Source organism: Lentibacillus salinarum, from assembly GCF_042679865.1.
In the GTDB taxonomy this organism is placed as follows: domain Bacteria; phylum Bacillota; class Bacilli; order Bacillales; family Amphibacillaceae; genus Lentibacillus; species Lentibacillus salinarum.
Genome location: NZ_JBHTNH010000015.1, coordinates 21,676 through 42,867, shown reverse-complemented (window position 1 = coordinate 42,867; position 21,192 = coordinate 21,676). Strand labels below are relative to the sequence as shown.

The window sequence follows — 21,192 nt, the reverse complement described above, 5'->3', positions numbered from 1 at the left end:
ACGCAAAAACTAACATTTCCCTGAAATATTATGGAACTTTTTGGCGGAATTATTCGTCATATATATAAAGGGGAGAGAGGCATGAAGAAAAAAACGGTCATCATGATAGGGGCTGTTCTGGCGGTCAGCCTGGCAGTGACAGCTTATTGGCTGTATGGACAGGCAGAAGCTGAATTAGCCAATAATATAACCAGGGAGATACGGCAGGAGGATTTTATTTTACATATACGGGCCGAGCGTATTGACGAGGGCTTTCAAGTTTTCAGGTCTATTCAGTATTTCGGGGATGATACGGTAGAAATAACCCACCAGACGCCACTTGTTTCCGTATCATTTAAACAGCAAAACCACGATTATACGGGCAGTACGGTTGCGCACACGCTGAAAACAGGGAGCAGTTATTATCCGCAAAATGCGAAAACCTTTGCCCTCCCGAAGAAAGGTGTTTATACATTATTTTGTGAAGCCAGATTTTCTGTAAAAGGTGAACAAAAAACGATCACCCATGAAGAGGAATTGGTCTTCCAATAAGCAGCATCCAATGGGAAGGATACTGCTGCTACTGCATTCCGTTCATTCTTTCGGGTTTAACGTCAGCTCGATCGTTTTTGTCGGTTTTTCCGTATTTGCCCACGCCATTATCTTTTCGGCAGAAGGTTCCGATATATCGGGAACTGTTGCAGTAAGATTTCTGTTGTCTGTCCATTCTACAAACTGGATTGGCCATGTATACGAAAGTGCAAATGAATCCGCCTGTAGATGGTCAGGGGTCATCGGTTCCCATTTTTCTAAGTCAATCACCACAATATCGGAAAGTGGTAGATGTGATGGTGATTCCTCTCTGGTAAAGTGAAACATCACGTTTGTTCCGTCCGGTGACAGGACCGTCTGAGACAGTTCCGCCAGATCAGCAAGCAGATAGGTTTTATTTTCTTCCGTCCGATCCATCAATAAATAAGAACATGCTGTTTCCCGGCAGGAAAATGCCAGCATATAAAGGTTTTTGTCAGTGGCTTGAATCGGGTCCAGGGTCATCTGGCCGATCGCTTTTTGACGATTCGGGACAGCCTGTAAATAGCTGTCAAGAATAGGCACCATCTTGAGATTGACCATGATTTTTTCTTCCGGAAGGGCAAATTCAATAAATTCCTCAACCTCTTCTTCATCATCCGTTTGCTGTTCAACGATTTCCGGTTTCTGTTCGGGAGCGTCAGGCGGCGCATCTGATTTGACAATCACCGGTTCCTCCGTGCACGCTGTCAAAATAACCAGAATGATAATAGCCAAAAATTTTTTCCCCATGTCAAGCCCCCCTGCGATTATAGATTGTTAAAGCCATTATACAATAAACGGAAGTTGACAAAAGACCAGCACCGTAAATTCCTGTCCAAAAAAATCCTAAACATGTCATGACAGGGGAAGCCCTGTATATCAATTTATGGTCATTTTTGTTAAACTGTAGATAAGGAAATGACTTGTTACGGAAGGTTTGATGTACAATGGCAGAAATAAGGAAACCAATTCCGGTGGAAGAAGCGATCAGTCGCGTGTGGCAGAATCGATTGGAGGGTGACGTGGAATATGTGTCGATAGAGGGCTGTGACAACAGGCGGATCGCCGAGGATATTGTGGCGAGCCATCCCGTTCCACCTTTTCCGAAATCGCCTTATGACGGGTTTGCGCTTCGTTCAGCGGATACACATGAAGCCAATCGGAACAATCCAGTGACGTTTGAGGTCGTTGAGCATATCGGAGCGGGCCAGGTACCGGTAAAACACTTACATAAGGGTGAAGCAATCCGCATCATGACTGGTGCCAAAATACCCGAGGGCGCGGATTGTATTGCAATGTTTGAAGTATGTCAATCCTACGAACAACATAACAAGGCTTATATGTCTATCAAACGAACGATGGAATCAGGTCAAAATATTATCCAGGAAGGTTCAGAAGTGGCCACGGGCGAGAAGCTGATTGAACAAGGTACCCTTATTAACCCTGGTGTGAAGGCGGTCCTGGCCACGTTCGGCTATAGTCAGGTGAAAGTCGCCAAAAAACCGGTCATTGGAATCATTGCAACAGGCACCGAGCTACTGGATGTCGACGAGGATCTTGAACCTGGAAAAATCCGCAATTCTAATGCGCATATGATTGCCTCTCAGATTATCCGTGCCGGAGCGGAATACAAATATTTTGGCAAACTGGCAGATGTATTGGCGGCCAGCTATGACATGATCACAAAAGCTTTGGCGGAAGTGGATATTCTGATCACAACTGGTGGTGTTTCAGTTGGTGATTTTGATTTAATGCCTGCCATTTACGAAAAACTCGGGGCTGACGTTCTGTTTAACAAAGTGGCCATGCGACCGGGGAGTGTCACAACCGTGGCAGCAAGCGGCGACAAACTGCTGTATGGTCTATCAGGCAACCCTTCCGCATGTTATGTCGGCTTTGAATTGTTTGCCAGGCCGATTATACAGCACAGCCTACGTAACCCCAATGTATTCCTGAAACGGATTAGAGCAACATTGGCAGATGATTTCCCTAAGCCGAATCCTTTTACACGGTTTGTACGCAGCTACATCACCTATGAAAATGGTGACGTCTTTACCAACCTGGCAGGCATGGATAAATCCAATGTGGTGACGTCACTGGCACATTCAACCAGTTTGATGGTGCTACCGGGTGGAACACGGGGCTTTAATGCCGGCGATCAAGTGGACGTGATGCTTCTGGATGATCAAGAAGGTCAGTGTGAATTCGGATTCACGGAAAATAAATAATCGACCATATGAAGGAGAGGTTATCTGTGACAAATGAAACGACACCGATAAAAGACCATTTCGGACGGGTACTGAAAGATCTGCGGATTTCGGTGATTGATAAATGTAATTTTCGCTGTACCTATTGCATGCCAAAAGAAATATTCGGCGAAGACTATGTGTTTTTATCCGAAAAAGAGCTTCTAAGCTTTGAGGAAATCATCAGGCTTGCCAGCGTCTTTGCCAAACTGGGCGTGGAAAAAATTCGCATAACCGGTGGCGAACCGCTAATGCGCCGGGATCTGGAGGAATTAATCGCTGAACTGAATGCCATTCCGGGTATTAAAGACATTGCCCTTACAACAAATGCCGTCATGCTGCCGAAAAAGGCAAAGAAACTAAAAGAGGCAGGGTTGAAGCGAGTTAATATCAGTCTCGATGCGATTGAAGACGAGGTCTTTAAGGAAATTAATGGGAAAGGTGTCGTTGCCCGCCCCGTTCTGAAAGGGATTGAGGCTGCCAAGGAAGCAGGGCTCGGCATCAAAATCAATATGGTTGTGAAAAAAGGCATGAACGAAAGCCAAGTTTTGCCGATGGCCCGTTATTTCAAAGGCAAAGACATCATTTTGCGCTTTATTGAATTCATGGACGTCGGCAATCACAATGGCTGGGACTTTAAAAATGTCATATCCAAAAAAGACATCATCACTATGATCAACCATGAGATGCCGATTGAACCGGCTGAAGAAAACTACTATGGTGAGGTCGCTTCCAGATATCGTTATAAAGATGGTGGGGGCGAGATAGGTGTCATATCATCGGTAACAGATTCATTCTGTGGTACGTGCACGCGGATCCGTCTGTCGGCCGACGGAAAACTGTACACATGCCTGTTCGCTTCAGATGGTTTTGATATCCGAAAAAAAATGCGTGATAACCAATTGTCGGATGTTGAACTGGAAGAGGAACTGACACATTTGTGGGGAAGACGGAAAGACCGTTATTCCGAAGAGCGCTCCGAGGAAAAGCATCAGAACCGCAGAAAAATCGAAATGTCTTATATCGGCGGCTAAACATGAATCCGTTGCCATCGGAGGTGATGCCGTGAAAACATTCAAGCTGGCTTCTTTAAAAATTATTAATAATGAGGATAATGATGTGCTGCAGCAATCGATTTCGCTGCTGGACGGTTTGATCATTAACCGGGAAGACGAGGAAAACCGTTGGGTCGTCGAGGCATATGTCAACCAGGACTATTATGATTTTTTTCAAAACCTGTACAGTCATCAAGAGGAAGTGCTGATTGAAGTAAAAATTACGAAACAAGACAACAAACCTGCCACCTTTATTACATCAATGATCGGCCTTAATAAAATCGGGGAGCAAATGAACGTGCTGTTTATCGGAACGATTGTCGATCAGCGAAAAGAAATTATTGAAAAACAGCTGAAGTCATTAATCGAACAAGGCTATCAGGGTGAAGCGCTATTGGAAACATTCAAGGAACAGATTCAGGAATTTAACTGATCAAAAAGTCAGCGTATTAATCCGCTTTAACAAGCCGGCATCCCGCTTTCGGGGTAACCTAAGGGAATTAGCCGGCTTTTATAAAAAGATAAGGAAGTGTAAAATTCTGGATGATGTTTTTCGGGTCAACACCAAAATCAATGGTTGAAATATATGGATAAATATGTTTTAGACAACTAGCTAGCGGAGGGAAAACACGGAGACTCCTGTGGGAAAGCGCAAAGTAGACCTGAGCAGAAAAAAGCGAACTTCTTTTTTCGAGGAGGCTGAGCTCGGGGCCCACGGAAAGCGTAGTGTTTTGCCGTAGCGGTTGCCTTTATCAATTTAAATCCAGTTTGTCAAACATAGATTTTGGTGAAGAGCCTGTTTTTCAATGTTGAAATCGGCTACTTCGCCGATTTTTTCTAATCCGACTTTTGACTTCTGGCATCTGAAAAGACGCGTCAGCGTTTTTTCTTAACGCTTCCTGTTACGATGTGACAAACATACTGACTGAAAAGGTTGCTTCTCCTGCAGCAATTGTCGAATTTTCAGGTCATAATGATAATTGATTGCTATAATATTATTAAGTTTTTGGTAAGTGGACCGATAATACTAATGACGATGCAAGGAGTACTTTATGGTGAACCGTTCTTTTGTGCGCTGGATAAACCAATTGTCCCCGGTACAGCTGATTTTTGTCTTTTATTTCATTGCCGTCATCCTGTCGACTGCGTTGCTGGCAATGCCGGCAGCTCATCGTGAGGGAATTGATCCCCCATTTATTGATATTGTGTTTACAGCCGTCAGTGCGCTCAGTGTCACCGGGTTAAGCACGGTAACGATTGCTGAAACGTATAGTACGGTCGGGATCACGATGCTTGCCGTCATTCTTCAATTGGGTGGCGTGGGCGTCATGGCGGTCGGAACATTCATATGGGTGATCATCGGCAAAAAAATTGGCATCAGGGAACGCCGGTTAATTGTAGCGGACCAGAATCAGACAACGTTTGCCGGAATCGTTCGACTCGTCAAGGAAATATTGCTTGTTATTATGGTCATTGAACTGATTGGTTTTCTGATTCTCGGGACTTACTTTCTGCAGTATTTCCCTACGGCTGCAGAAGCCTATTTTCAGGGGTTTTTCGGAGCCATTAGTGCGACGACAAACGGCGGCTTTGATATTACCGGGCAGTCGCTGATCCTGTTCAAGGATGATTATTTCGTTCAGTTCATCAACATGCTGCTGATTATATTCGGGGCCATTGGCTATCCGGTTTTGATCGAACTGAAGGCGTTTTTATTTTCACGAGGCGATGATGGAAAGGCGTTCCGGTTTACGTTATTTACAAAGGTAACCACGCTGACTTTTCTGGCATTGATTCTTGTCGGTACACTGATTATTATGCTGCTGGATGTCGCTGATTTTTTTGCGGATAAATCGTGGCATGAAGTCCTGTTTTATGCTTTGTTCCAGTCCGTTACTACTAGAAGTGGTGGGTTAAGCACAATGGATGTCAGCCAGCTGACCGAACCGAATCATTTATTCATGTCAGCGCTTATGTTTATCGGTGCTTCGCCAAGCAGTGCCGGCGGCGGGATTCGGACAACCACGTTTGCATTGGTGATGCTGTTTATTTTTTCCTATGCAAGAGGTAAAGGAGAAGTGCGCCTGTTTAATCGCGAAATATATGGAGACGATCTGATGAAAGCTGTCACCGTGACCTTAATGGCGGTTATATTCGTGTTAACTGCAACGATTATCGTGTCAATCGCGGAGCCATTTGATGTGACACAGATCCTGTTTGAAGTCACCTCAGCTTTTGGAACTGTCGGCTTGTCACTTGGCATAACGGGTGACCTGACGACATTTAGCAAGATTGTTCTCATGTGTCTGATGTTCATTGGAAGAGTAGGCATTCTCACCTTCCTGTTTATATTCAAAAATAATAAAAAAAGCGGGAAATATCGTTATCCAAAAGAGAAAATTATCATTGGCTAACCGTTAGCCATTAGGGGAGATGTTCGTGTCCACTAAAACAAACATACCGATTAACCATCAAATTTTGACAAAACTGAAAGAAGCCATTTTATTTGTCCGGCAGAATGGTGACATTATACGCGGTAATAAGGCTGCTTATTCTATATTGCAGGCAGATGATAGATATGAAGGGTCTGTTTATGACTATCTTGATTTCGGCCTGCTCCAGGGGCATGATGAAACCCATTTGTTAATGGCGTTAAAGCATCGACACGGGGAATTGGTGGAAGTGAAATCGATTCGTACAAGTGATGATATATACTGTCTGATCATCCGTGACCTTTCGCTTAGCAATCAAACCGATGACGTCAAGCAATATATTAACAGCTATGTCTATGCCAGCTCGGAAGGTATGGTCATGTATGAGGGGGACCGTATTATCGATTGTGACCAGGCATTTGCGGATCTGTTCGGCTATACGGACGAAGAGATCAAAAGTATCACCTTTTCCCGGCTGGTCGATCGTTGGAACTACCATCAACTGGCTGACGTTCATGACCATCCGGATGGCCCGTATGAGCTGACAGGCATCCGAAAGGACGGATCAGTCTTTCATTTCGAAATGAGGCATCACCGGTACCATAACCTCGGCGACATGGTTAATGTAGCGGTTATTAAAGATATTACGAACCGGATTGAAAATGAAAAGCGGATTGAATACATGGCTTATTATGATGAGCTTACCGATTTACCGAACCGGAATTTTTTCAACAAAGTTCTCAAAGAAGCCATTGTTGAGGCACAAGAAAATGAAGAACTGCTGGCAGTTTACTTTATTGACCTGAATTATTTTAAAGAGGTTAATGACACGCTTGGCTATGCCTTCGGTGATAAATTATTGCAAGCCTGCGGTGAACGGCTTAAATCGTTTCTAAATACGAATCGATTTATTGCGAGAATGAGCGGTGATGAGTTCCTGATTCTACAACGATGTTTGAAAGATGAATCGGCTGTTGCTTCATTTGCTGAACAGCTGATGGATGCCTTTGAAAAACCGATTAAAATTGATGATTACGAAATGTTTACATCGATCAGTATCGGCATCAGCGTTTATCCCGAAAATGGAAAATCAGCAAACGATCTGATTAAACACGCCGACTCAGCCATGTATGTTATCAAAGACAAACATGGGAGTAACTATAATATTTTTGAGTCGTCCATTTCGGAAAAGTTCAAAGCGATGCTAACGATGGAAAGTGAACTGCGGAAAGCATTAAAATATGACCAGTTTGAACTCCATTATCAGCCGCAGAAGTGCCTTACTTCCAATAAGATTGTCGGTGTGGAAGCATTGCTGCGCTGGAAGCATCCTGTAAAGGGGTACATACCGCCGGGTGAGTTTATTGGTCTTGCCGAAAAAACAGGACTGATCATCGATATCGGTGATTGGGTTATGAACGAGGCCTGCCGGGAGAATAAAGCATGGCAGGATAAAGGATTCCAGCCTATGACTGTTAGTGTTAACCTGTCTGCCAAGCAATTTTATCAACGAGAATTAGTTGACAAAGTTAAGAAAACGCTGCAGAACACGGGCCTTTCGCCAGAGTATCTGGAGTTGGAAATAACCGAGACGATGGCCATGACCAATGAAGAAAATATCCTGGAAACGATGTACCATTTGCGTAAGCTAGGTGTGACAGTTTCAATTGATGATTTCGGAACAGGGTATTCATCATTTAAATACTTGAGTGTTTTCCCGGTCACGAAATTAAAAATTGACAAGATGTTTATCAATGAGAATCAAAAGCAGAATCAAGCGATTGTCAAATCGATTATTCACATGTCGCATTCCCTGGATATGAAAGTGATCGCCGAGGGTGTTGAAACAATTGAGCAGCTAAGGTTTCTCACAAAGGAAAAATGTGATGAAATGCAAGGGTTTTATTTCAGCAAACCGTTGCCACCGGAAAAACTGACTAAATGGTTCCGCACAATAGGCTGATATTTCCCGGTTAGAGTGAACGGCCGACCGGCCACCTGCAGGATCCGGTCCGGAAGACGTTAAAGACCCTGAGCCGGGTTCTGGTTTTCCCGGTTACTCATCGTCTCTTGTGATGTTCAGGATTTTTAGTTGATCGTTTTCATGCCCGATTGTCAGTTCATAGGTGATTTGTTTTTCTTCTGTTTTTTCCTCTTCCGATGACTTGGACTTCACGGTTACGGTAGCTGTTACCGTGACCTGACCGTCTTCTGTTACAGTGCTGGATAAATCGGAATATTGTAGATCAATAAAATGAATGTATGCTTCCCGGAAATCGGGATAGGACTGGGCTGACTGCATAGAGCTGCCCAATAATGTATAGGCGCCGACATAATCCCTGATACTGATACTTTCAAAAAAATAATCAGCCACGTATTCCGCATCTTCAATAAGCTTGTCGGGCTTGGCCGTACCCGTTATATCATCAGTGCTTTTAAATTCCAGATCTTCATTTCGGGTTTCCTTTGACCATGTTGTAATGTCCTGATAGGCTTCATTGATTGGAATACTGAAGCCAAGGGTTCCATCATTTGTACCAACCGCATTGATGCCGATAACATTCCCGGTTTCACGATTAATTAACGGGCCTCCGCTATTCCCCTCGGTTATTTGCGCGGAAATTTGGTAGGCATTTTCATAGTTGAACCCATCAACGTCGAAATTTCTTTCTGTTCCGGATATGATGCCCAGCGTGACTGTGTTTTGAAAGCCATGTGGACTGCCCAGCGCGATGACTTCATCACCGGTTTCCGCTTTCCTCTCTGTTTCAAGTGTTAAAGTATTCTGATCAGCAAGCTCAGGAACACGAATGACGGACACATCAGTATTGTCACCCGCTCCGATAACCGCGGCAGGATAAATATGCCCATTAGCTGTCCGGACATTAACCACATCCGCATTTTTCACAACGTGAGCGTTTGTAATAATATCACCTTTACCATTATATAAAAATCCGGAACCGGTGGTGGTTTTTTCCCCATTTTGTCCTTCTATTTGGACGACACTTTTTTCAGCTCTATGGATAATCGTCTTGAGATCGGGACTTTGGGTGTCGGATTCCACTTGGTTTATCATGGGATTATTGATGGAAACGCTCTTCGCTTGCCACAGATGGTGCATGATAAATAAGACGGCAATTCCTGCGGCAACAACCAGTAACGAAACAATCACTGGCCATTTTTGCTCTTTATTCATCTGTTCACCTCATTTATGAGAAACCTATTACTGCTGGTCAGTGTACCATTTGATTTTATCCACTTCGATGCTGATATCTTCTCTTGGCTGTTCAATATCAAAGTGGGTGAACTCGAATTCACCATCGTCACCAGGATAAAGGGTATCCGGATAGACATACACGTCATTGGTTAACAATTCTTCACCATTAATTGATAATGTGTATGTCACCAGAATGGAGTTGATGGGAATGGTGGCAACACTTTTTACGTTTCCTTTTATAACGATGTCACCCTGATCATCACGCTCGACATCAGCTGTGACAAGTTCGATCGCATCGTTTTCGTTCAGTTCGCGTTCCTTTTCAGCCGTACTGATGGCCTGTTCAATCCGCTGACGCTGCGCTGTTTCAAAGGCTGTTTTTTCTTTCTCAATGGTTGTCTTCAGACTTTGCAGTTTTTCAGATTCCGGTGTATATTTTAAGCCGTCCTCGACCAATAATAAGGCATCAGAGAATTGATTATCGTTTAATTGTTCGCTGGCTTGTGAAAAGGTATAGTCAATAATCCGACTTCGTATAGTAGCTGTGATATCGGCAGCATCATCGGTCTGTATCGCATCAGCATCCCATAATAGCGTTTTTAATTCATTAATATCCGGATCCTGATCCAGCTTATGTTTGAGTTGTTCCAGTTTAATCGTGCTGCGTTTTGTCGTCAGCGTGTTAATTAATGGGGTTACAGCATCACCATTATAATGGCTTAAGTTGTTTTCAGCTTCATTGATCAGCGACAGGGCGTCCTGGAATTCCTGTTCTTCCATATGTTCTGCAGCCTCTTCCATAGTGGCTTCGATATCCTTTGCCGTTTGCACAAATCGCAGGGCTACGTCCGCCTGAGAAAAGGATTGGTCATGGTCAAGGGCGGAAGTCAAGTATTCATCTGCCTTCACGTAATCATGCTCGACAGCACTTTCTTCGGCTTGTTGATATAATTTCTGGGCCTCGCTTGTCTGGTGTTGTAAAAATATATAGTAAGAGCCGGCCAGCAGCAGTATAAATCCCAGAACGGCCATCGGGAAATACCAGTTTTTATTGACGATTTTTCGGTTTTCCAGCCGTTCGTGGACATCTTCCGGCATTTTTTTGCCGCACTTGATGCAATAGGACTCCTGCGTGCGTACATTCATACCGCAATACGGACAATGATGCATAGGTATACCTGCTTTCATTGAACATTTGACTTTTGTGCTTTTCTATCTCAAGTTTATCATATTTTGTTATATGTCCGCATACAACGAAAAAAAATCTGGTGATGACGTTTCAACTTTATTTTAGACAGGTAAATTGATATGATGGTGGGGAGGATCGATTTTGATACATATATGCTAGAAAGGGGGAAAACAGATGGAAGTATGGGATACAGCTTTCGGAATCATTTGTGTGGGACTACTTGTGCTTAATATCGGCTATTGTATATTTGATAATGAATAAAATGAGTTTCCCGCCTTCCTGTTTAACGGCGGGACTTTAAGATTAAATAGACAACAATTAATTGTTCTTATCATGAAGGTCAGACTTTAATGGCTCGTCTGACCTCCAGCTTCATTTTGTCATGGACCATTCATTTATTGGGAAAATAATGAACTCTGATTTGCCTGCAATATTTTCTTCGCTTATAAAACCAAGTCCATTTCTGCTGTCTTTACTCAGCATCCGGTTATCACCCATTACAAAATAACGGTTTTCCGGCACTTGAACAGGCCCGAATTGCCCGGTTTCAGTTTGAGCGTCATGCGTCATAAAGACTTGTTCATATTTTTCGCCGTTAATCAATAACGTCTGATTCCTGACTTCGATGGTTTCGCCGGGTAATCCTATAATCCGTTTGACATAATTTTTACGCGGTCGGTTGATGATGACAATGTCACCCCGTGCAGGGTCGTTGAATAAATAGGTGAATTTATTGAACAGAACAATTTCACCGTCTTCAAGCGTTGGTTCCATACTTTTGCCATCAACGATCGACGTCACCAAAATAAATGAACGGATCAGGAAGGCAATTAAAAGGGCTATCAGGATAGCTTTTACCCACTCCATCAAACGATTGTTCATGTCTGATTTTTCCAACTGATAACACCCTTTCTTGTTGTATGACAGTGATATGATGCACTGCGGAATCGTTATGGATGATGTATCTTCTGTTTAGCGATTTGTTTAAGTTCCCACGTCAACATTTCCCTGTATTCATCATCTGTGTCAAGATAGACACCCAGCTCAGACCACCGGGGGTATGTTTTAATCCATACGATATTCCCTGCTGCCTGGAATGGCATGTTGTTCAGCTGGAATGAAAGAGAAATGGCTGTATTTTTTCTCAATTCAATCGTGTTTTGACAATAGAGTTTAGCTCCCTGAAGACTCACATCACGTATATGTACATCAGTTGTCACTTTATGGCTGGTATCTTTTTTTGTCAGTTTTCCGGCAACAGGTTGAGCAAAGGTATAACGGTAGGATTCATTGCGTTTAAAATACATCATGGACCTCCTTCCAAAAAAGTGAACATTTTCCAAAAAATTCAATCTGAAACTTGTCAGTTTTTGTTGAAGTATGCTAAAGTTAAGTAAGCTATCCCAATGGAGGTGCTATGATAATCTCATGTGTGCTGCAGACAAGCTTTTGAACCGCATCGAATTTTTGCGCAATAAAATGACAGAAATTGCTATGGATAAGGGTTTTACAAGTCCCGAAGCGATTAAGACAAGCCAAGAACTGGACAAGTTGTTAAACCTTTATGAATCCATGAAACAAACGAACAGCCAAAAAGAAGTAAGGTGACCGTCGAAGTAGCCTTTCTTTTTTACAAAACTTCGTTGAGTCGATCGAGGCCTGGTTTGATGGTGTCCATATTAAGGCATCGGATAAGGCATACAGCCGTCACCGCGGATAGCGTCCGGATCATTTATGCCGGCAGTTAGCGCTTCACGTTCAATATACGGTGTGATAGGGGAAGCGCATGAGAGACATTTTACGGATGAATCTTGAGGATATGCCGCCAGCATTCCGGAACGAGAACATAGCCATTCCGAAAACCGATCACCGCATGTGACTTAACAACCCCATTCATGGCGACTGCCCTGTTTCACTTCAGCAAAGCCTGCCGTTGTGTATATTTCCAACCCATTCACTGTATTTTCTATCAGCCAAAATAAATCGATCGTTTTGGAACATCCCTTAGCCACACAATGAAATAGTCGTAACGCAAATGTTATAAAATGTTCAAATAATTTTGATTTAAGTGCTAAGAATTAGGGTACAATAGAATTAGCACTGATAAAGGAGTGACAACTATGCGCCCAAAATATCAGAATTTTGAAGAACTGGTTAAGCAATACGAACAAGAGCTGTGGGAAGATGAACATAAAATAAAGCAAATTGAACAACGGCTTGATAAAAAAGTGACCAGTCAACAATCAAAAAAAATGGATCAACTATCACCATAACCTATCATATCATAAAGTAGCTGGTTGAACCATTTCCAGATTGACAAAAAAGAGCGGGAGCATCCTGACATGATCCCGCTCTTGTTATGGTTTATAAACGCTTGAACAAAACATGGTTTTCCAGATGAATATGCTGGAAAGTGTCGCTTTCCAATTCGGCAAGGCGTGCATATGTGATGCGATAGGAATTGCACGCGTCACTTGGCGGCTGGAATCCATTGGTTATTTCCCGCAAGCGTTTCAATATGTTACCGGACGCATCGTGATCATCCTCGAGTCCACCATTTGCTTCCCTGATGTGCTGTAGTAGTTCATCGCTTGGATTGTCTTCATATTCTTTTATCAACGGAAATACCTCTTCTTCCTCTTTAACTGAATGTTCTTCCATATCCACTTTAAAGTCGTTGTACAGACGATGTAACGCTTTTAAATGTGGATGATTTTGTCCGTGCACACGGAAGATTTTTGAGACAAATTTTCCTAAAGCAGGAAGTTCTTCATTTAAATAGGCATGGTGCGTATGGACAATGTGGTCGATTAATTCACTCAAAGGCTTTGCATCCCAGTCAACGGTCTCATGATCTTCCTTTTGCCAATTTTGCCAGGCTTGGTTAAGCTCAGTCATGAGCATCGATTCATCAATATGACGGTCCTTAACAACTTCGCCAAGTGGCCGATCACCACCACAACAAAAATCGATGCGGCGCTGTTTAAATAAATCACTGGCTTTCGGAAATACTTTCACAATGTCAGCCGGTGTATGTTCAGCAGTAAATTCAGACATCGTATTACCTCCTATAATTGGATTGACAGAGGCTGTTCAAAAAGTCCGGTTTATCCCTTCTTTTTGAATATGCGCTCTTAGACCAATCATAACCAGCTTTTATTCAATTTGTCGTGATACATATCACTTATTCAGATAATTTTCGCCGGGAGCTCATTTGAATCATGACCACAGCCCCGATAATGCATGCCATACCGAGCATTTGTGTCAAAGAAAAACCCTCCTGAAAAATTAACACGCCGATCAATGTTGCCACTACCGGTTCCACTGTTGTCAGGATGGAAGCCTTGGATGCTTCCGTTTGATTCAGCCCGTATGTATATATGATGTAAGCAAAGGCTGTTGGTAGAAACCCCAGTCCAATGGCAAAAAATAAGACAGTTGGATCCGATAACAAGGGGAGCTTTTCCCGATACGGAAAAAATGGTGCCAATGAAATAGCGGCGACGATAAAGGTATAGGCTGTAATACTTAAACTTGTATACTTTTTCAGGGCGAACTTACTGAAAATGCTATACAGCGCATATCCAAGCCCTGATCCAAGTCCGAACAAAATGCTTGCCAATTGGAACGTTTCAAGATCCAGGGGAATTAGACCAACCACAAGCGCACTGCCGATCAAGGTGATTGCCAACGCTATTAGTTTTGGCCTTGATAACGGTTCCTTAAAGAGACCAAATGATAGTATCGTGACAAATGCTGGCCCTGTATAAAGCAAGGCAGTGGCAACCGGAATCGTCGACAAGTCAATGGCTGTAAACATGCAAAAATTGAAGAAGACGATACTGAATATGCCTGTCCCGACAAAATATGTCACGTCGCTAAAAGACGCCAGCTTTAGTTTTTTCGGTGCTGTCACCAATAAAAACAATACCATTAGAATAGCAGCAGACCATACACGAAGCGTTACGACTTCCATAGGTGTGAACCCATAGGCATAAAGGTTTTTGACATACCAGCCGATTGTCCCCCAAAGTGCAGCCCCGAGAATAATTAAAAAAAATGCCCTATTCAAGACAACCCCCCCAAACATCCTCCAATAAAGTCATTATATCAAATCACTGATATGTATAATACGGAATTGACTGGTTTATATTGAATAATACGATAATTGGGAAGGTGTTGAGACATGTTGGGTGAGGAAGTTGCCGCTTTATTGCCGGCGAAAATTGATGGGACATATTTTTGGGTGTTGGCAGGCATAACCATTCTATATATTCTGGTCCATCCATTGATCACTTGGATCATTGCCACAAAATCCGTTAAATTATTAAGCTATGTGATGACGAGTTTCCTGTTGTTGATTTTCCTGTTGGGAGGGGTTGTTCTGACAAGCATATTCCAGCTGCCGTTAGTGGAGGTAACACTGCACAGTCTAGCTGTTTTTGGCGGTTGTCTGGTTATCGTTCACGCCATCCAGCATATGTTCCGAAATAAAAAAAAGCGCGTATGAACGGATACGCACGAATGAGTTATGCCGAATTGTTTCTGCATTTGATCAGGCCATTCAATAATCATCTGGTGAGCTCTTTCGGGGGCATTGGCCTTCTCAGATGAGGCGAGGGCGACAGCTTACTCCTGTTCCTTGGGTTAGACGCTCAAAAGCATCTTTAAAGGTATGTATGGTTTTCTGCTCGAATAAAGAGTCTTTCATTGATCATGTCGGGTACATCCTTTTAATCATGCTATTGTCTTGATCATATGGGAGCTAAACATCAAAAAGCGCTTGCCGGGCAAGCGCTTTTTAACGTGACCATCGTTTGGTTTTGCTGGGTGGCCATTCCATTTTGCCCAGTGAAGAAGGCGTGAAATAAGATGATCTGTACTTTTTTTTAGACGGAATTTGCTTCTGTTTTTTGGGTGGCTGCCAGTCTATATAGCGATAGACGATTTTTTTTGCCTGTGAAAGTGACATCTTTGTTGGAGGGTTCCGGTAATTCTGGTCCAGTTCGCCTAAATGCTCAAGTTCTTTGAAGTCATCTTTCGTTGGGGGTATATGGAAAAAATACTTGTCCACCTTAACTAAAAGTGTGGAGTGCTGATTACTGAACCTGGGGTGGTTTGAGAAGTGCAAACCAATTTTTTCGGCACGTTTCTCCTTCAGCAAACGATTGATCGATTCTTTCTTTATGAAATAAAGATGCTTTGGTTCCGGAGCTGTTTTGGCGTGACGGTTTATTGTAAAGAGTGCTTTAGCCAGCTCATCAAGTGGAATGGGATCTTGCTGATGCATCCATAGAACGCCCCTTTCTGAAATCATTTTATCTGCTTGTCTCTATCGTACCGCATTGCCAGTCCCATTTCAATCACTAAGAAAAACTCGGCTTCCGCCTCGTCTTTCCAGAGGTCAGAGGCCGGAAGTCAGACTTGAAGAAATCGGCGAACAACCGATTTCACGATTAAAGACTTCTGAAATATTATACATTTTATCTTTTAAAAAAAGAGTGGGGGAGTCCCACTCCGGTAGCTTACATCATGTCCTGGATATCTTCCACAATTTTTTCCATATTCCCGGCATCCCGGCCGTCGTAGCTTTTGATCGCATTTCCCTCTGGTGTGACGACGAAAAAGCTTGTTCCGTGCATAATCTGATCTGAATCAGGGAGTTGTTCCACAGCAGATTTAAACGACTTAATTGAGAATTCTTTAATCGTTTCAAAATCATAGCCTGTTAACAGATCCCAATTCTCAAAAGTACCGCCGCGGGCTTCGACATATTCTTTCAGAGCTTCCGGGCTATCACGATCGGGGTCGACGCTGAAGGATACGAGCTGTACATCATCCTGGAGACCGGCTTCATTCAGTTGATCCTGCAGCGTTGCCATATTCGCCGTCATCGGCGGACAGACGGTTGTACAGTTTGTAAAAATGAAATCAGCGATCCAGAACTTACCATCCAAATTATTTTTGCTTACGTCTTCCTCATCCTGGTTCGTAAATGTGAAATCCTGTATCTCGTATGAGAAATCGCCATCATATTGATCACCGCAGGCACTTAAAAGGATGACAAACAATAATAATGGGAATACGGATTTAAACTTTGCCATTAAGTTATCCTCCTAATCGTCATTACCATTAGGATAGCACGTTTTCCGGTGAAAAACTATGAACAAACTGTTACGGATACACCGAAAGACGGTGGTTAGGAGGTGTGTTCCTGTTCATTTTCAGCTTGCAACGTAAATAGATTGAGTTCCGGCCTGCAAAGAAATCGGTAGGGTAGTCTGGTCGTTCCGATACCCCGGCTGACATAGAGTGTTAATGGACTGTTTGCGAATGTGTGTTTTCCGTCAACATAATTTTGTGCATGAAGCGGTGTATACAGATGACCGAAAAATGGTAAACGTACCTGTCCGCCATGGCTGTGGCCGGAAAGCTGAACATCTACCGGAAACTGGACTGTGTTATCTGCATAGTCCGGTTCATGTGCCAGAAGAAGGGTGAACAAGTCCGAATCTGCGTTAGCAAGTGTCGCTTCGAGGTCCGGCCTGCCGAGCATGACATCATCTATTCCCGCCAGAACGATCCGTCGATTGCCGGCCTCTATTTTCGTGTGTTTATTTTGCAGCAGATTGAAGTCAGCCTTATTCATCACCTGTCGAACAATATCCGTCCCGTAACCGCCATGGTCATGATTCCCATAAATCCAGTACTTCCCATAATCTGCCTGCAGGTTTCGGAGCAGCTCAATCAATTCGTCGCTCCAGTGGTATTGATCCGGTCGATCAACAAGATCACCGGTGAACAAAATGAGATCCGGGTTTTGACTGTTAATCGTATCCACAAGTTCCGCAAACTGTTCGATTGAATAATGATGACCGATGTGGGTATCAGTGAATTGAGCCACTTTAAATCCATTGAACGTTTCCGGTATCTTGTCTGAAGCCAATGTTTCATGTTTAACGGCAAGCATACCGGGTTCGATTTCCCGTGCATAGTAGTAAGTGCCGCCGCTTAGCCCCACAAGGGCGAGCATACTTCCTAGCAATTTTTTTAAAAACGTTCGTCTGTTCATAAGCGTCTGCCTTTCAGGTTTAGTTCTCTTCTAATCATATCTTATTTTTGCAGGGTACGAAATAGTCTACGAGCGGAATAATAGATGTCATAAACTGTTCGTATTTTGACTTTTATGGCAGGCGAACGTATGATGATAAATAGAGAGAGGAAACGAAGAGGGGGATACGATGCGACATCAAACGGTGATTGTGACCGGTGCATCAAGCGGGATGGGCAAAGCGATGGCCAAAAAGTTTGCCGAAGAGGGTGCTAACGTTGTCCTGACCGGCCGGAATGAAGAACGACTGAAAGCAACAAGTAAGGAATTGGAGAGCCCGGCAAATGGGCGTGTGCACCCGATTACTATGGATGTACGACAACCGGACGATGTTCAGCGGATGGTAACGGAAACCGTCGATCAGTTTGGAACCATTGATCATCTCGTTAATAATGCCGCCGGAAATTTTATCGCGCCTGCTGAAGATTTATCTGTTAACGGGTGGAACGCGGTCATTGATATTGTGCTAAACGGCACATTTTATTGCAGCCGTGAAGTTGGTCAATACTGGATTGACCATGACATGAAGGGGGCCATTCTGAATATGGTCGCTACATATGCGTGGAATGCGGGTGCGGGTGTTGCACACTCTTCTGCAGCTAAAGCGGGCGTGCTGAACCTGACACGGACGCTCGCGGTCGAGTGGGGCAGCAAGTATGGCATTCGTGTCAACGCTATTGCACCCGGCCCGATTGAACGGACAGGCGGAGCCGACAAACTATTTCAATCTGAAGAAGCTGCCACAAGAACGCTTAACTCAGTGCCGTTTAAGCGCTTGGGCAAGCCTGAAGAAATTGCGGATTTGGCACATTTTTTATTATCCGACAAAGCAGCTTATATTAACGGCGAGGTTGTCACAATGGACGGCGGCCAATGGCTTAACGCATTTCCGTTTTAATTTCAGACACGATAAAGAGACACAAATAGTGCGTGTTACGCGTTACAGGTTCGTTTGGTGAAGCGTACGCTCCTCGCAATAGCAACAATCATTACGAAGAAGCCTTCGCCAAAAATGCCGCATCCGATTATGAAGGTGTGAATTTTCATACAGGGCATCCCTCTTTCAGGTAGTTTATGCATATGATACAGCAAACCGGTCCCAAACGTATCAATGACGGTTTTCGCGTCGGGCGGTTTTATTGGATGATGGATGATTTACGCGGATGCAGAGGATAAATGATGTTCCCTTGACCCGTCCTATGGTAAACTATAAGTAAAGTCCACATACCGGCTCCTTAGCTTTTCAGTATTCGTAAAGGAGTGTTTTATATGAGTGCAACACAAGATAAGAAACTGACAGATATCGTGATTGACGATTTGATGATTCCCTCGGAAAAAGTCGCACATGTCCAGGTGAATAACCCTTTAGAACACGCTTTGCTTATCCTGGTCAAGTCTGGCTACTCAGCCGTACCTGTTTTGGATTCATCGTATAAACTGGTGGGCACTATTGGCAAGACACGGATTTTAAATACGGTTTTGGGGCTGGAACGCTTTGAAATGGAAAAGTTATTCGAAATACAGGTACAGGAAGCGATGAATACGGATATCCCATGTTTAACAAAATCGGATTCATTCATGGAAGGTTTGAAGGTAGTCATCAATTATCCGTTCGTATGTGTCGCTGATGAAGACGGCTACTTTGACGGCATACTGACTAGACGTGTCATTTTAAAACAATTGAAACGGGATTATTATACGTTTAAGTCGAACATGTAACATGCCAAGAACGGCACCCTTGCCGCCTGTCGTCGCAGAGGGTGTTTTTTCAGCCGATATCGTGTCCAATGGATGATTTAAGGTGATGGATTGCTGACGTAAAAGAGACATAATAATTTGGAATCCATTGCCAACATAAGTGATGTTCTGGCCTGGTGGGGGACGGTCATGCGGTCTTTACAAGTGCTCAAAAAAGATGGAAGAAGCGGCATTTGTAGCAGGGACCCTGGCCGTCGTGGGCGTCATTATAGCGATATCATCCTAATGGCTGTATACCTTGTCGCGTTCGGGAAAAACTAGGCAGGAAAGGACTTGATTCAGAGGAGGTATGCAGCATGGCACGGATAGGTGTCGAAGGGACGCTTACCGATATAAAGGAAGCCTTAGCCGAGATGGGACATGATGTGGTTGACCTACAATCCGAAGATGATACCGCTTATTGTGACTGCTGTGTCATTTCTGGGCAGGATAAAGATGTGATGGGCATGTCAACGGCAAGCATCGCCGGATCTGTTATCAATGCGGACGGTTACAGTGCACAGGAAGTCTCGCAAATGGTCAATGACAGATTAAATGAACAGCAATAATTGAAAAAGCTTCGGTTCCTACTTGAACCGAAGCTTTTTTGTAAGATCATAAAGGTAAAACATTTCAGGTGTGTATTAATTGTTCCGAATAGTAATTGGCTCTGGAAATGGTGTTTCAATTCCCGCATTGTCAAAGGCTTCTTTAATTTGTTTACGCATTGCACGCTCACATTCCCATTGCAGCCCATTTTCCGTCTGTCCGACAACGCGCAGCACAACATCAGAGGAACCAAAACTTTGGACTCCGATGGCATCCGGTCCATCCTTGAAACGCTCATCGTCCTTGAAACCGGCGCATACTTGCTCCAGTACTGTAATGGCGTCATCAATATTGTCATCATACCGGATACTGATATCAACAAGTGCCCGCATGTTACCGCGAGAATGGTTGGCCACCCCTTCAATATAACGATTCGGAACAAAATTAAGTGTCCCATCAAAGCTGCGGATTTTTGATGTCCGCAGTCCTATCTCTTCCACGATGCCATCATAGCCTGCCGTTGTCACATAGTCATCGATTTCCAGCTGACGCTCCAGCAGAATAAAAAAGCCGGTCACAATGTCACTGACAAGCCCCTGGGCACCAAAGCCGATGGCCAGTCCAATAATGCCGGCCCCGGCGAGCAATGGTCCAATCGGGATATTGAATACGGCAAACAGCATGAGAACAAATGCAAAAAACATCACATACGAAAAAATGTTCACGAGTAATTTTTCCAGTGTCTTCACGCGTGACGGTGATATTTTTTGACTTTCACCAGCTTTGTGCATTGTCGTTCTAATTACTTTTTTTCCAATCGGGACAAAAATGATAAATGCCAGAAGCAGCAAGCCGATTTTTAAGACAGCCGGCACCATCATTTCCAGCAAACTGTTCAAATCTACATACAAGCCAAAGATAGTCATCTGTCATTTCCTTTCTTTGATTCTGTTGGGGGTTAAGTATAACACTTCATGTTTATTTACCCCAATAATAGAGACATGAAACATAAATGGCCGTTCCGGTGTGACGGAAGCAAGCTATAAGGCATATACAATAGAGGAAACGGTTTATTGACATTGATCAGCTACAGGCTGCTTTAAA

At 43.5% G+C, this 21,192-nt stretch carries 23 protein-coding genes; 12 read left to right on the top strand and 11 right to left on the bottom strand.

Annotated features, from left to right (window positions below):
• Positions 1 to 81: 81 nt before the first annotated feature.
• Positions 82 to 531, top strand: a complete 450-nt coding sequence (locus ACFQ4A_RS07605) for a hypothetical protein (RefSeq protein WP_382399190.1) — start codon at positions 82 to 84, stop codon at positions 529 to 531.
• A 42-nt stretch (positions 532 to 573) separates the two neighbouring features.
• Here ACFQ4A_RS07605 and ACFQ4A_RS07600 read toward each other — a convergent pair whose 3' ends face one another.
• The gene (locus ACFQ4A_RS07600; protein ID WP_382399188.1) at positions 574 to 1,302 is read right to left on the bottom strand and encodes a hypothetical protein; all 729 of its coding nucleotides are present in this window, start codon (positions 1,300 to 1,302) and stop codon (positions 574 to 576) included.
• Between the two features lie 197 nt (positions 1,303 to 1,499).
• Between ACFQ4A_RS07600 and ACFQ4A_RS07595 the strand changes: the two genes are divergently transcribed.
• From ACFQ4A_RS07595 to ACFQ4A_RS07575, 5 genes are all read left to right on the top strand, one after another.
• Positions 1,500 to 2,780 carry a molybdopterin molybdotransferase MoeA gene (locus ACFQ4A_RS07595; protein WP_382399186.1) on the top strand — a complete coding sequence of 427 codons (1,281 nt, stop codon included), beginning with the start codon at positions 1,500 to 1,502 and terminating at the stop codon, positions 2,778 to 2,780.
• A 26-nt stretch (positions 2,781 to 2,806) separates the two neighbouring features.
• On the top strand, positions 2,807 to 3,832 hold the full coding sequence (moaA, locus tag ACFQ4A_RS07590; protein ID WP_382399184.1) for a GTP 3',8-cyclase MoaA: 1,026 nt from the start codon (positions 2,807 to 2,809) through the stop codon (positions 3,830 to 3,832).
• A 31-nt stretch (positions 3,833 to 3,863) separates the two neighbouring features.
• Positions 3,864 to 4,286, top strand: coding sequence for a YwpF family protein (locus ACFQ4A_RS07585; protein WP_382399182.1), 423 nt, complete (start codon positions 3,864 to 3,866; stop codon positions 4,284 to 4,286).
• Positions 4,287 to 4,905: 619 nt separating this feature from the next.
• Positions 4,906 to 6,267 carry a TrkH family potassium uptake protein gene (locus ACFQ4A_RS07580; RefSeq protein WP_382399180.1) on the top strand — a complete coding sequence of 454 codons (1,362 nt, stop codon included), beginning with the start codon at positions 4,906 to 4,908 and terminating at the stop codon, positions 6,265 to 6,267.
• A gap of 25 nt (positions 6,268 to 6,292) precedes the next feature.
• Complete coding sequence (locus tag ACFQ4A_RS07575) at positions 6,293 to 8,248, top strand: putative bifunctional diguanylate cyclase/phosphodiesterase (protein ID WP_382399178.1); 1,956 nt, start codon at positions 6,293 to 6,295, stop codon at positions 8,246 to 8,248.
• 93 nt (positions 8,249 to 8,341) lie between these two features.
• On the opposite strand, the gene ACFQ4A_RS07570 is transcribed toward ACFQ4A_RS07575, so the two are convergent.
• From ACFQ4A_RS07570 to ACFQ4A_RS07555, 4 genes are all read right to left on the bottom strand, one after another.
• Positions 8,342 to 9,481 (bottom strand): S1C family serine protease, encoded by a 1,140-nt coding sequence (locus ACFQ4A_RS07570; RefSeq protein ID WP_382399176.1) that lies wholly within the window; start codon positions 9,479 to 9,481, stop codon positions 8,342 to 8,344.
• 27 nt (positions 9,482 to 9,508) lie between these two features.
• The gene (locus ACFQ4A_RS07565) at positions 9,509 to 10,672 is read right to left on the bottom strand and encodes a zinc ribbon domain-containing protein (protein ID WP_382399174.1); all 1,164 of its coding nucleotides are present in this window, start codon (positions 10,670 to 10,672) and stop codon (positions 9,509 to 9,511) included.
• Positions 10,673 to 11,063: 391 nt separating this feature from the next.
• Positions 11,064 to 11,573, bottom strand: coding sequence for a signal peptidase I (gene lepB, locus ACFQ4A_RS07560; protein WP_382399242.1), 510 nt, complete (start codon positions 11,571 to 11,573; stop codon positions 11,064 to 11,066).
• Between the two features lie 68 nt (positions 11,574 to 11,641).
• Positions 11,642 to 11,998: a PilZ domain-containing protein gene (locus tag ACFQ4A_RS07555; RefSeq protein WP_382399172.1), complete on the bottom strand. Its 357-nt coding sequence runs from the start codon at positions 11,996 to 11,998 to the stop codon at positions 11,642 to 11,644.
• 142 nt (positions 11,999 to 12,140) lie between these two features.
• Between ACFQ4A_RS07555 and ACFQ4A_RS07550 the strand changes: the two genes are divergently transcribed.
• Together ACFQ4A_RS07550 and ACFQ4A_RS07545 are read left to right on the top strand one after the other, a co-directional pair.
• The gene (locus ACFQ4A_RS07550) at positions 12,141 to 12,299 is read left to right on the top strand and encodes a Spo0E family sporulation regulatory protein-aspartic acid phosphatase (RefSeq protein WP_382399170.1); all 159 of its coding nucleotides are present in this window, start codon (positions 12,141 to 12,143) and stop codon (positions 12,297 to 12,299) included.
• A 512-nt stretch (positions 12,300 to 12,811) separates the two neighbouring features.
• Positions 12,812 to 12,964 carry an FbpB family small basic protein gene (locus ACFQ4A_RS07545; protein WP_382399168.1) on the top strand — a complete coding sequence of 51 codons (153 nt, stop codon included), beginning with the start codon at positions 12,812 to 12,814 and terminating at the stop codon, positions 12,962 to 12,964.
• A 91-nt stretch (positions 12,965 to 13,055) separates the two neighbouring features.
• Here the strand turns inward: ACFQ4A_RS07545 and ric are convergent, their stop codons facing one another.
• Together ric and ACFQ4A_RS07535 are read right to left on the bottom strand one after the other, a co-directional pair.
• Positions 13,056 to 13,748, bottom strand: a complete 693-nt coding sequence (gene ric, locus ACFQ4A_RS07540; RefSeq protein ID WP_382399166.1) for an iron-sulfur cluster repair di-iron protein — start codon at positions 13,746 to 13,748, stop codon at positions 13,056 to 13,058.
• A gap of 127 nt (positions 13,749 to 13,875) precedes the next feature.
• Positions 13,876 to 14,763: a DMT family transporter gene (locus ACFQ4A_RS07535; protein ID WP_382399164.1), complete on the bottom strand. Its 888-nt coding sequence runs from the start codon at positions 14,761 to 14,763 to the stop codon at positions 13,876 to 13,878.
• Between the two features lie 114 nt (positions 14,764 to 14,877).
• On the opposite strand from ACFQ4A_RS07535, the gene ACFQ4A_RS07530 reads away from it, so the two are divergent.
• Positions 14,878 to 15,201: a hypothetical protein gene (locus ACFQ4A_RS07530; protein WP_382399162.1), complete on the top strand. Its 324-nt coding sequence runs from the start codon at positions 14,878 to 14,880 to the stop codon at positions 15,199 to 15,201.
• 291 nt (positions 15,202 to 15,492) lie between these two features.
• Here the strand turns inward: ACFQ4A_RS07530 and ACFQ4A_RS07525 are convergent, their stop codons facing one another.
• The 3 genes from ACFQ4A_RS07525 to ACFQ4A_RS07515 form a co-directional block, all read right to left on the bottom strand.
• The gene (locus ACFQ4A_RS07525; protein WP_382399160.1) at positions 15,493 to 15,981 is read right to left on the bottom strand and encodes a YkyB family protein; all 489 of its coding nucleotides are present in this window, start codon (positions 15,979 to 15,981) and stop codon (positions 15,493 to 15,495) included.
• Positions 15,982 to 16,216: 235 nt separating this feature from the next.
• Positions 16,217 to 16,795, bottom strand: coding sequence for an SCO family protein (locus tag ACFQ4A_RS07520; protein WP_382399158.1), 579 nt, complete (start codon positions 16,793 to 16,795; stop codon positions 16,217 to 16,219).
• A gap of 95 nt (positions 16,796 to 16,890) precedes the next feature.
• Complete coding sequence (locus ACFQ4A_RS07515) at positions 16,891 to 17,763, bottom strand: metallophosphoesterase (protein WP_382399156.1); 873 nt, start codon at positions 17,761 to 17,763, stop codon at positions 16,891 to 16,893.
• Between the two features lie 169 nt (positions 17,764 to 17,932).
• Here ACFQ4A_RS07515 and fadH point away from each other — a divergent pair, with 169 nt between their 5' ends.
• The 3 genes from fadH (at position 17,933) to ACFQ4A_RS07500 (ending at position 20,108) form a co-directional block, all read left to right on the top strand.
• A complete protein-coding gene (gene fadH / locus ACFQ4A_RS07510) occupies positions 17,933 to 18,700 on the top strand; it encodes a 2,4-dienoyl-CoA reductase (RefSeq protein WP_382399154.1) in 768 nt (255 codons plus the stop codon).
• Between the two features lie 371 nt (positions 18,701 to 19,071).
• Positions 19,072 to 19,521, top strand: coding sequence for a cyclic-di-AMP-binding protein CbpB (gene cbpB, locus ACFQ4A_RS07505; protein WP_382399152.1), 450 nt, complete (start codon positions 19,072 to 19,074; stop codon positions 19,519 to 19,521).
• Between the two features lie 335 nt (positions 19,522 to 19,856).
• Positions 19,857 to 20,108, top strand: a complete 252-nt coding sequence (locus ACFQ4A_RS07500) for a YkuS family protein (protein ID WP_382399150.1) — start codon at positions 19,857 to 19,859, stop codon at positions 20,106 to 20,108.
• Between the two features lie 75 nt (positions 20,109 to 20,183).
• On the opposite strand, the gene ACFQ4A_RS07495 is transcribed toward ACFQ4A_RS07500, so the two are convergent.
• The gene (locus ACFQ4A_RS07495) at positions 20,184 to 21,014 is read right to left on the bottom strand and encodes a mechanosensitive ion channel family protein (protein WP_382399148.1); all 831 of its coding nucleotides are present in this window, start codon (positions 21,012 to 21,014) and stop codon (positions 20,184 to 20,186) included.
• Between the last annotated feature and the right edge of the window lie 178 nt (positions 21,015 to 21,192).

Bases quoted from the DNA above. Each gene is read 5' to 3' on its own strand.
- ACFQ4A_RS07595 (WP_382399186.1), top strand. From the start codon at position 1,500: ATGGCAGAAATAAGGAAACCAATTCCGGTGGAAGAAGCGATCAGTCGC.
- ACFQ4A_RS07525 (WP_382399160.1), bottom strand. From the start codon at position 15,981: ATGCATCAGCAAGATCCCATTCCACTTGATGAGCTGGCTAAAGCACTC.
- ric (WP_382399166.1), bottom strand. From the start codon at position 13,748: ATGTCTGAATTTACTGCTGAACATACACCGGCTGACATTGTGAAAGTA.
- lepB (WP_382399242.1), bottom strand. From the start codon at position 11,573: ATGAACAATCGTTTGATGGAGTGGGTAAAAGCTATCCTGATAGCCCTT.
- ACFQ4A_RS07580 (WP_382399180.1), top strand. From the start codon at position 4,906: ATGGTGAACCGTTCTTTTGTGCGCTGGATAAACCAATTGTCCCCGGTA.
- ACFQ4A_RS07555 (WP_382399172.1), bottom strand. From the start codon at position 11,998: ATGTATTTTAAACGCAATGAATCCTACCGTTATACCTTTGCTCAACCT.
- ACFQ4A_RS07530 (WP_382399162.1), top strand. From the start codon at position 14,878: ATGTTGGGTGAGGAAGTTGCCGCTTTATTGCCGGCGAAAATTGATGGG.
- ACFQ4A_RS07520 (WP_382399158.1), bottom strand. From the start codon at position 16,795: ATGGCAAAGTTTAAATCCGTATTCCCATTATTATTGTTTGTCATCCTT.
- ACFQ4A_RS07565 (WP_382399174.1), bottom strand. From the start codon at position 10,672: ATGCATCATTGTCCGTATTGCGGTATGAATGTACGCACGCAGGAGTCC.
- ACFQ4A_RS07500 (WP_382399150.1), top strand. From the start codon at position 19,857: ATGGCACGGATAGGTGTCGAAGGGACGCTTACCGATATAAAGGAAGCC.
- ACFQ4A_RS07495 (WP_382399148.1), bottom strand. From the start codon at position 21,014: ATGACTATCTTTGGCTTGTATGTAGATTTGAACAGTTTGCTGGAAATG.
- ACFQ4A_RS07515 (WP_382399156.1), bottom strand. From the start codon at position 17,763: ATGAACAGACGAACGTTTTTAAAAAAATTGCTAGGAAGTATGCTCGCC.
- ACFQ4A_RS07570 (WP_382399176.1), bottom strand. From the start codon at position 9,481: ATGAATAAAGAGCAAAAATGGCCAGTGATTGTTTCGTTACTGGTTGTT.
- ACFQ4A_RS07605 (WP_382399190.1), top strand. From the start codon at position 82: ATGAAGAAAAAAACGGTCATCATGATAGGGGCTGTTCTGGCGGTCAGC.
- ACFQ4A_RS07600 (WP_382399188.1), bottom strand. From the start codon at position 1,302: ATGGGGAAAAAATTTTTGGCTATTATCATTCTGGTTATTTTGACAGCG.
- cbpB (WP_382399152.1), top strand. From the start codon at position 19,072: ATGAGTGCAACACAAGATAAGAAACTGACAGATATCGTGATTGACGAT.
- fadH (WP_382399154.1), top strand. From the start codon at position 17,933: ATGCGACATCAAACGGTGATTGTGACCGGTGCATCAAGCGGGATGGGC.
- ACFQ4A_RS07545 (WP_382399168.1), top strand. From the start codon at position 12,812: ATGCGCCCAAAATATCAGAATTTTGAAGAACTGGTTAAGCAATACGAA.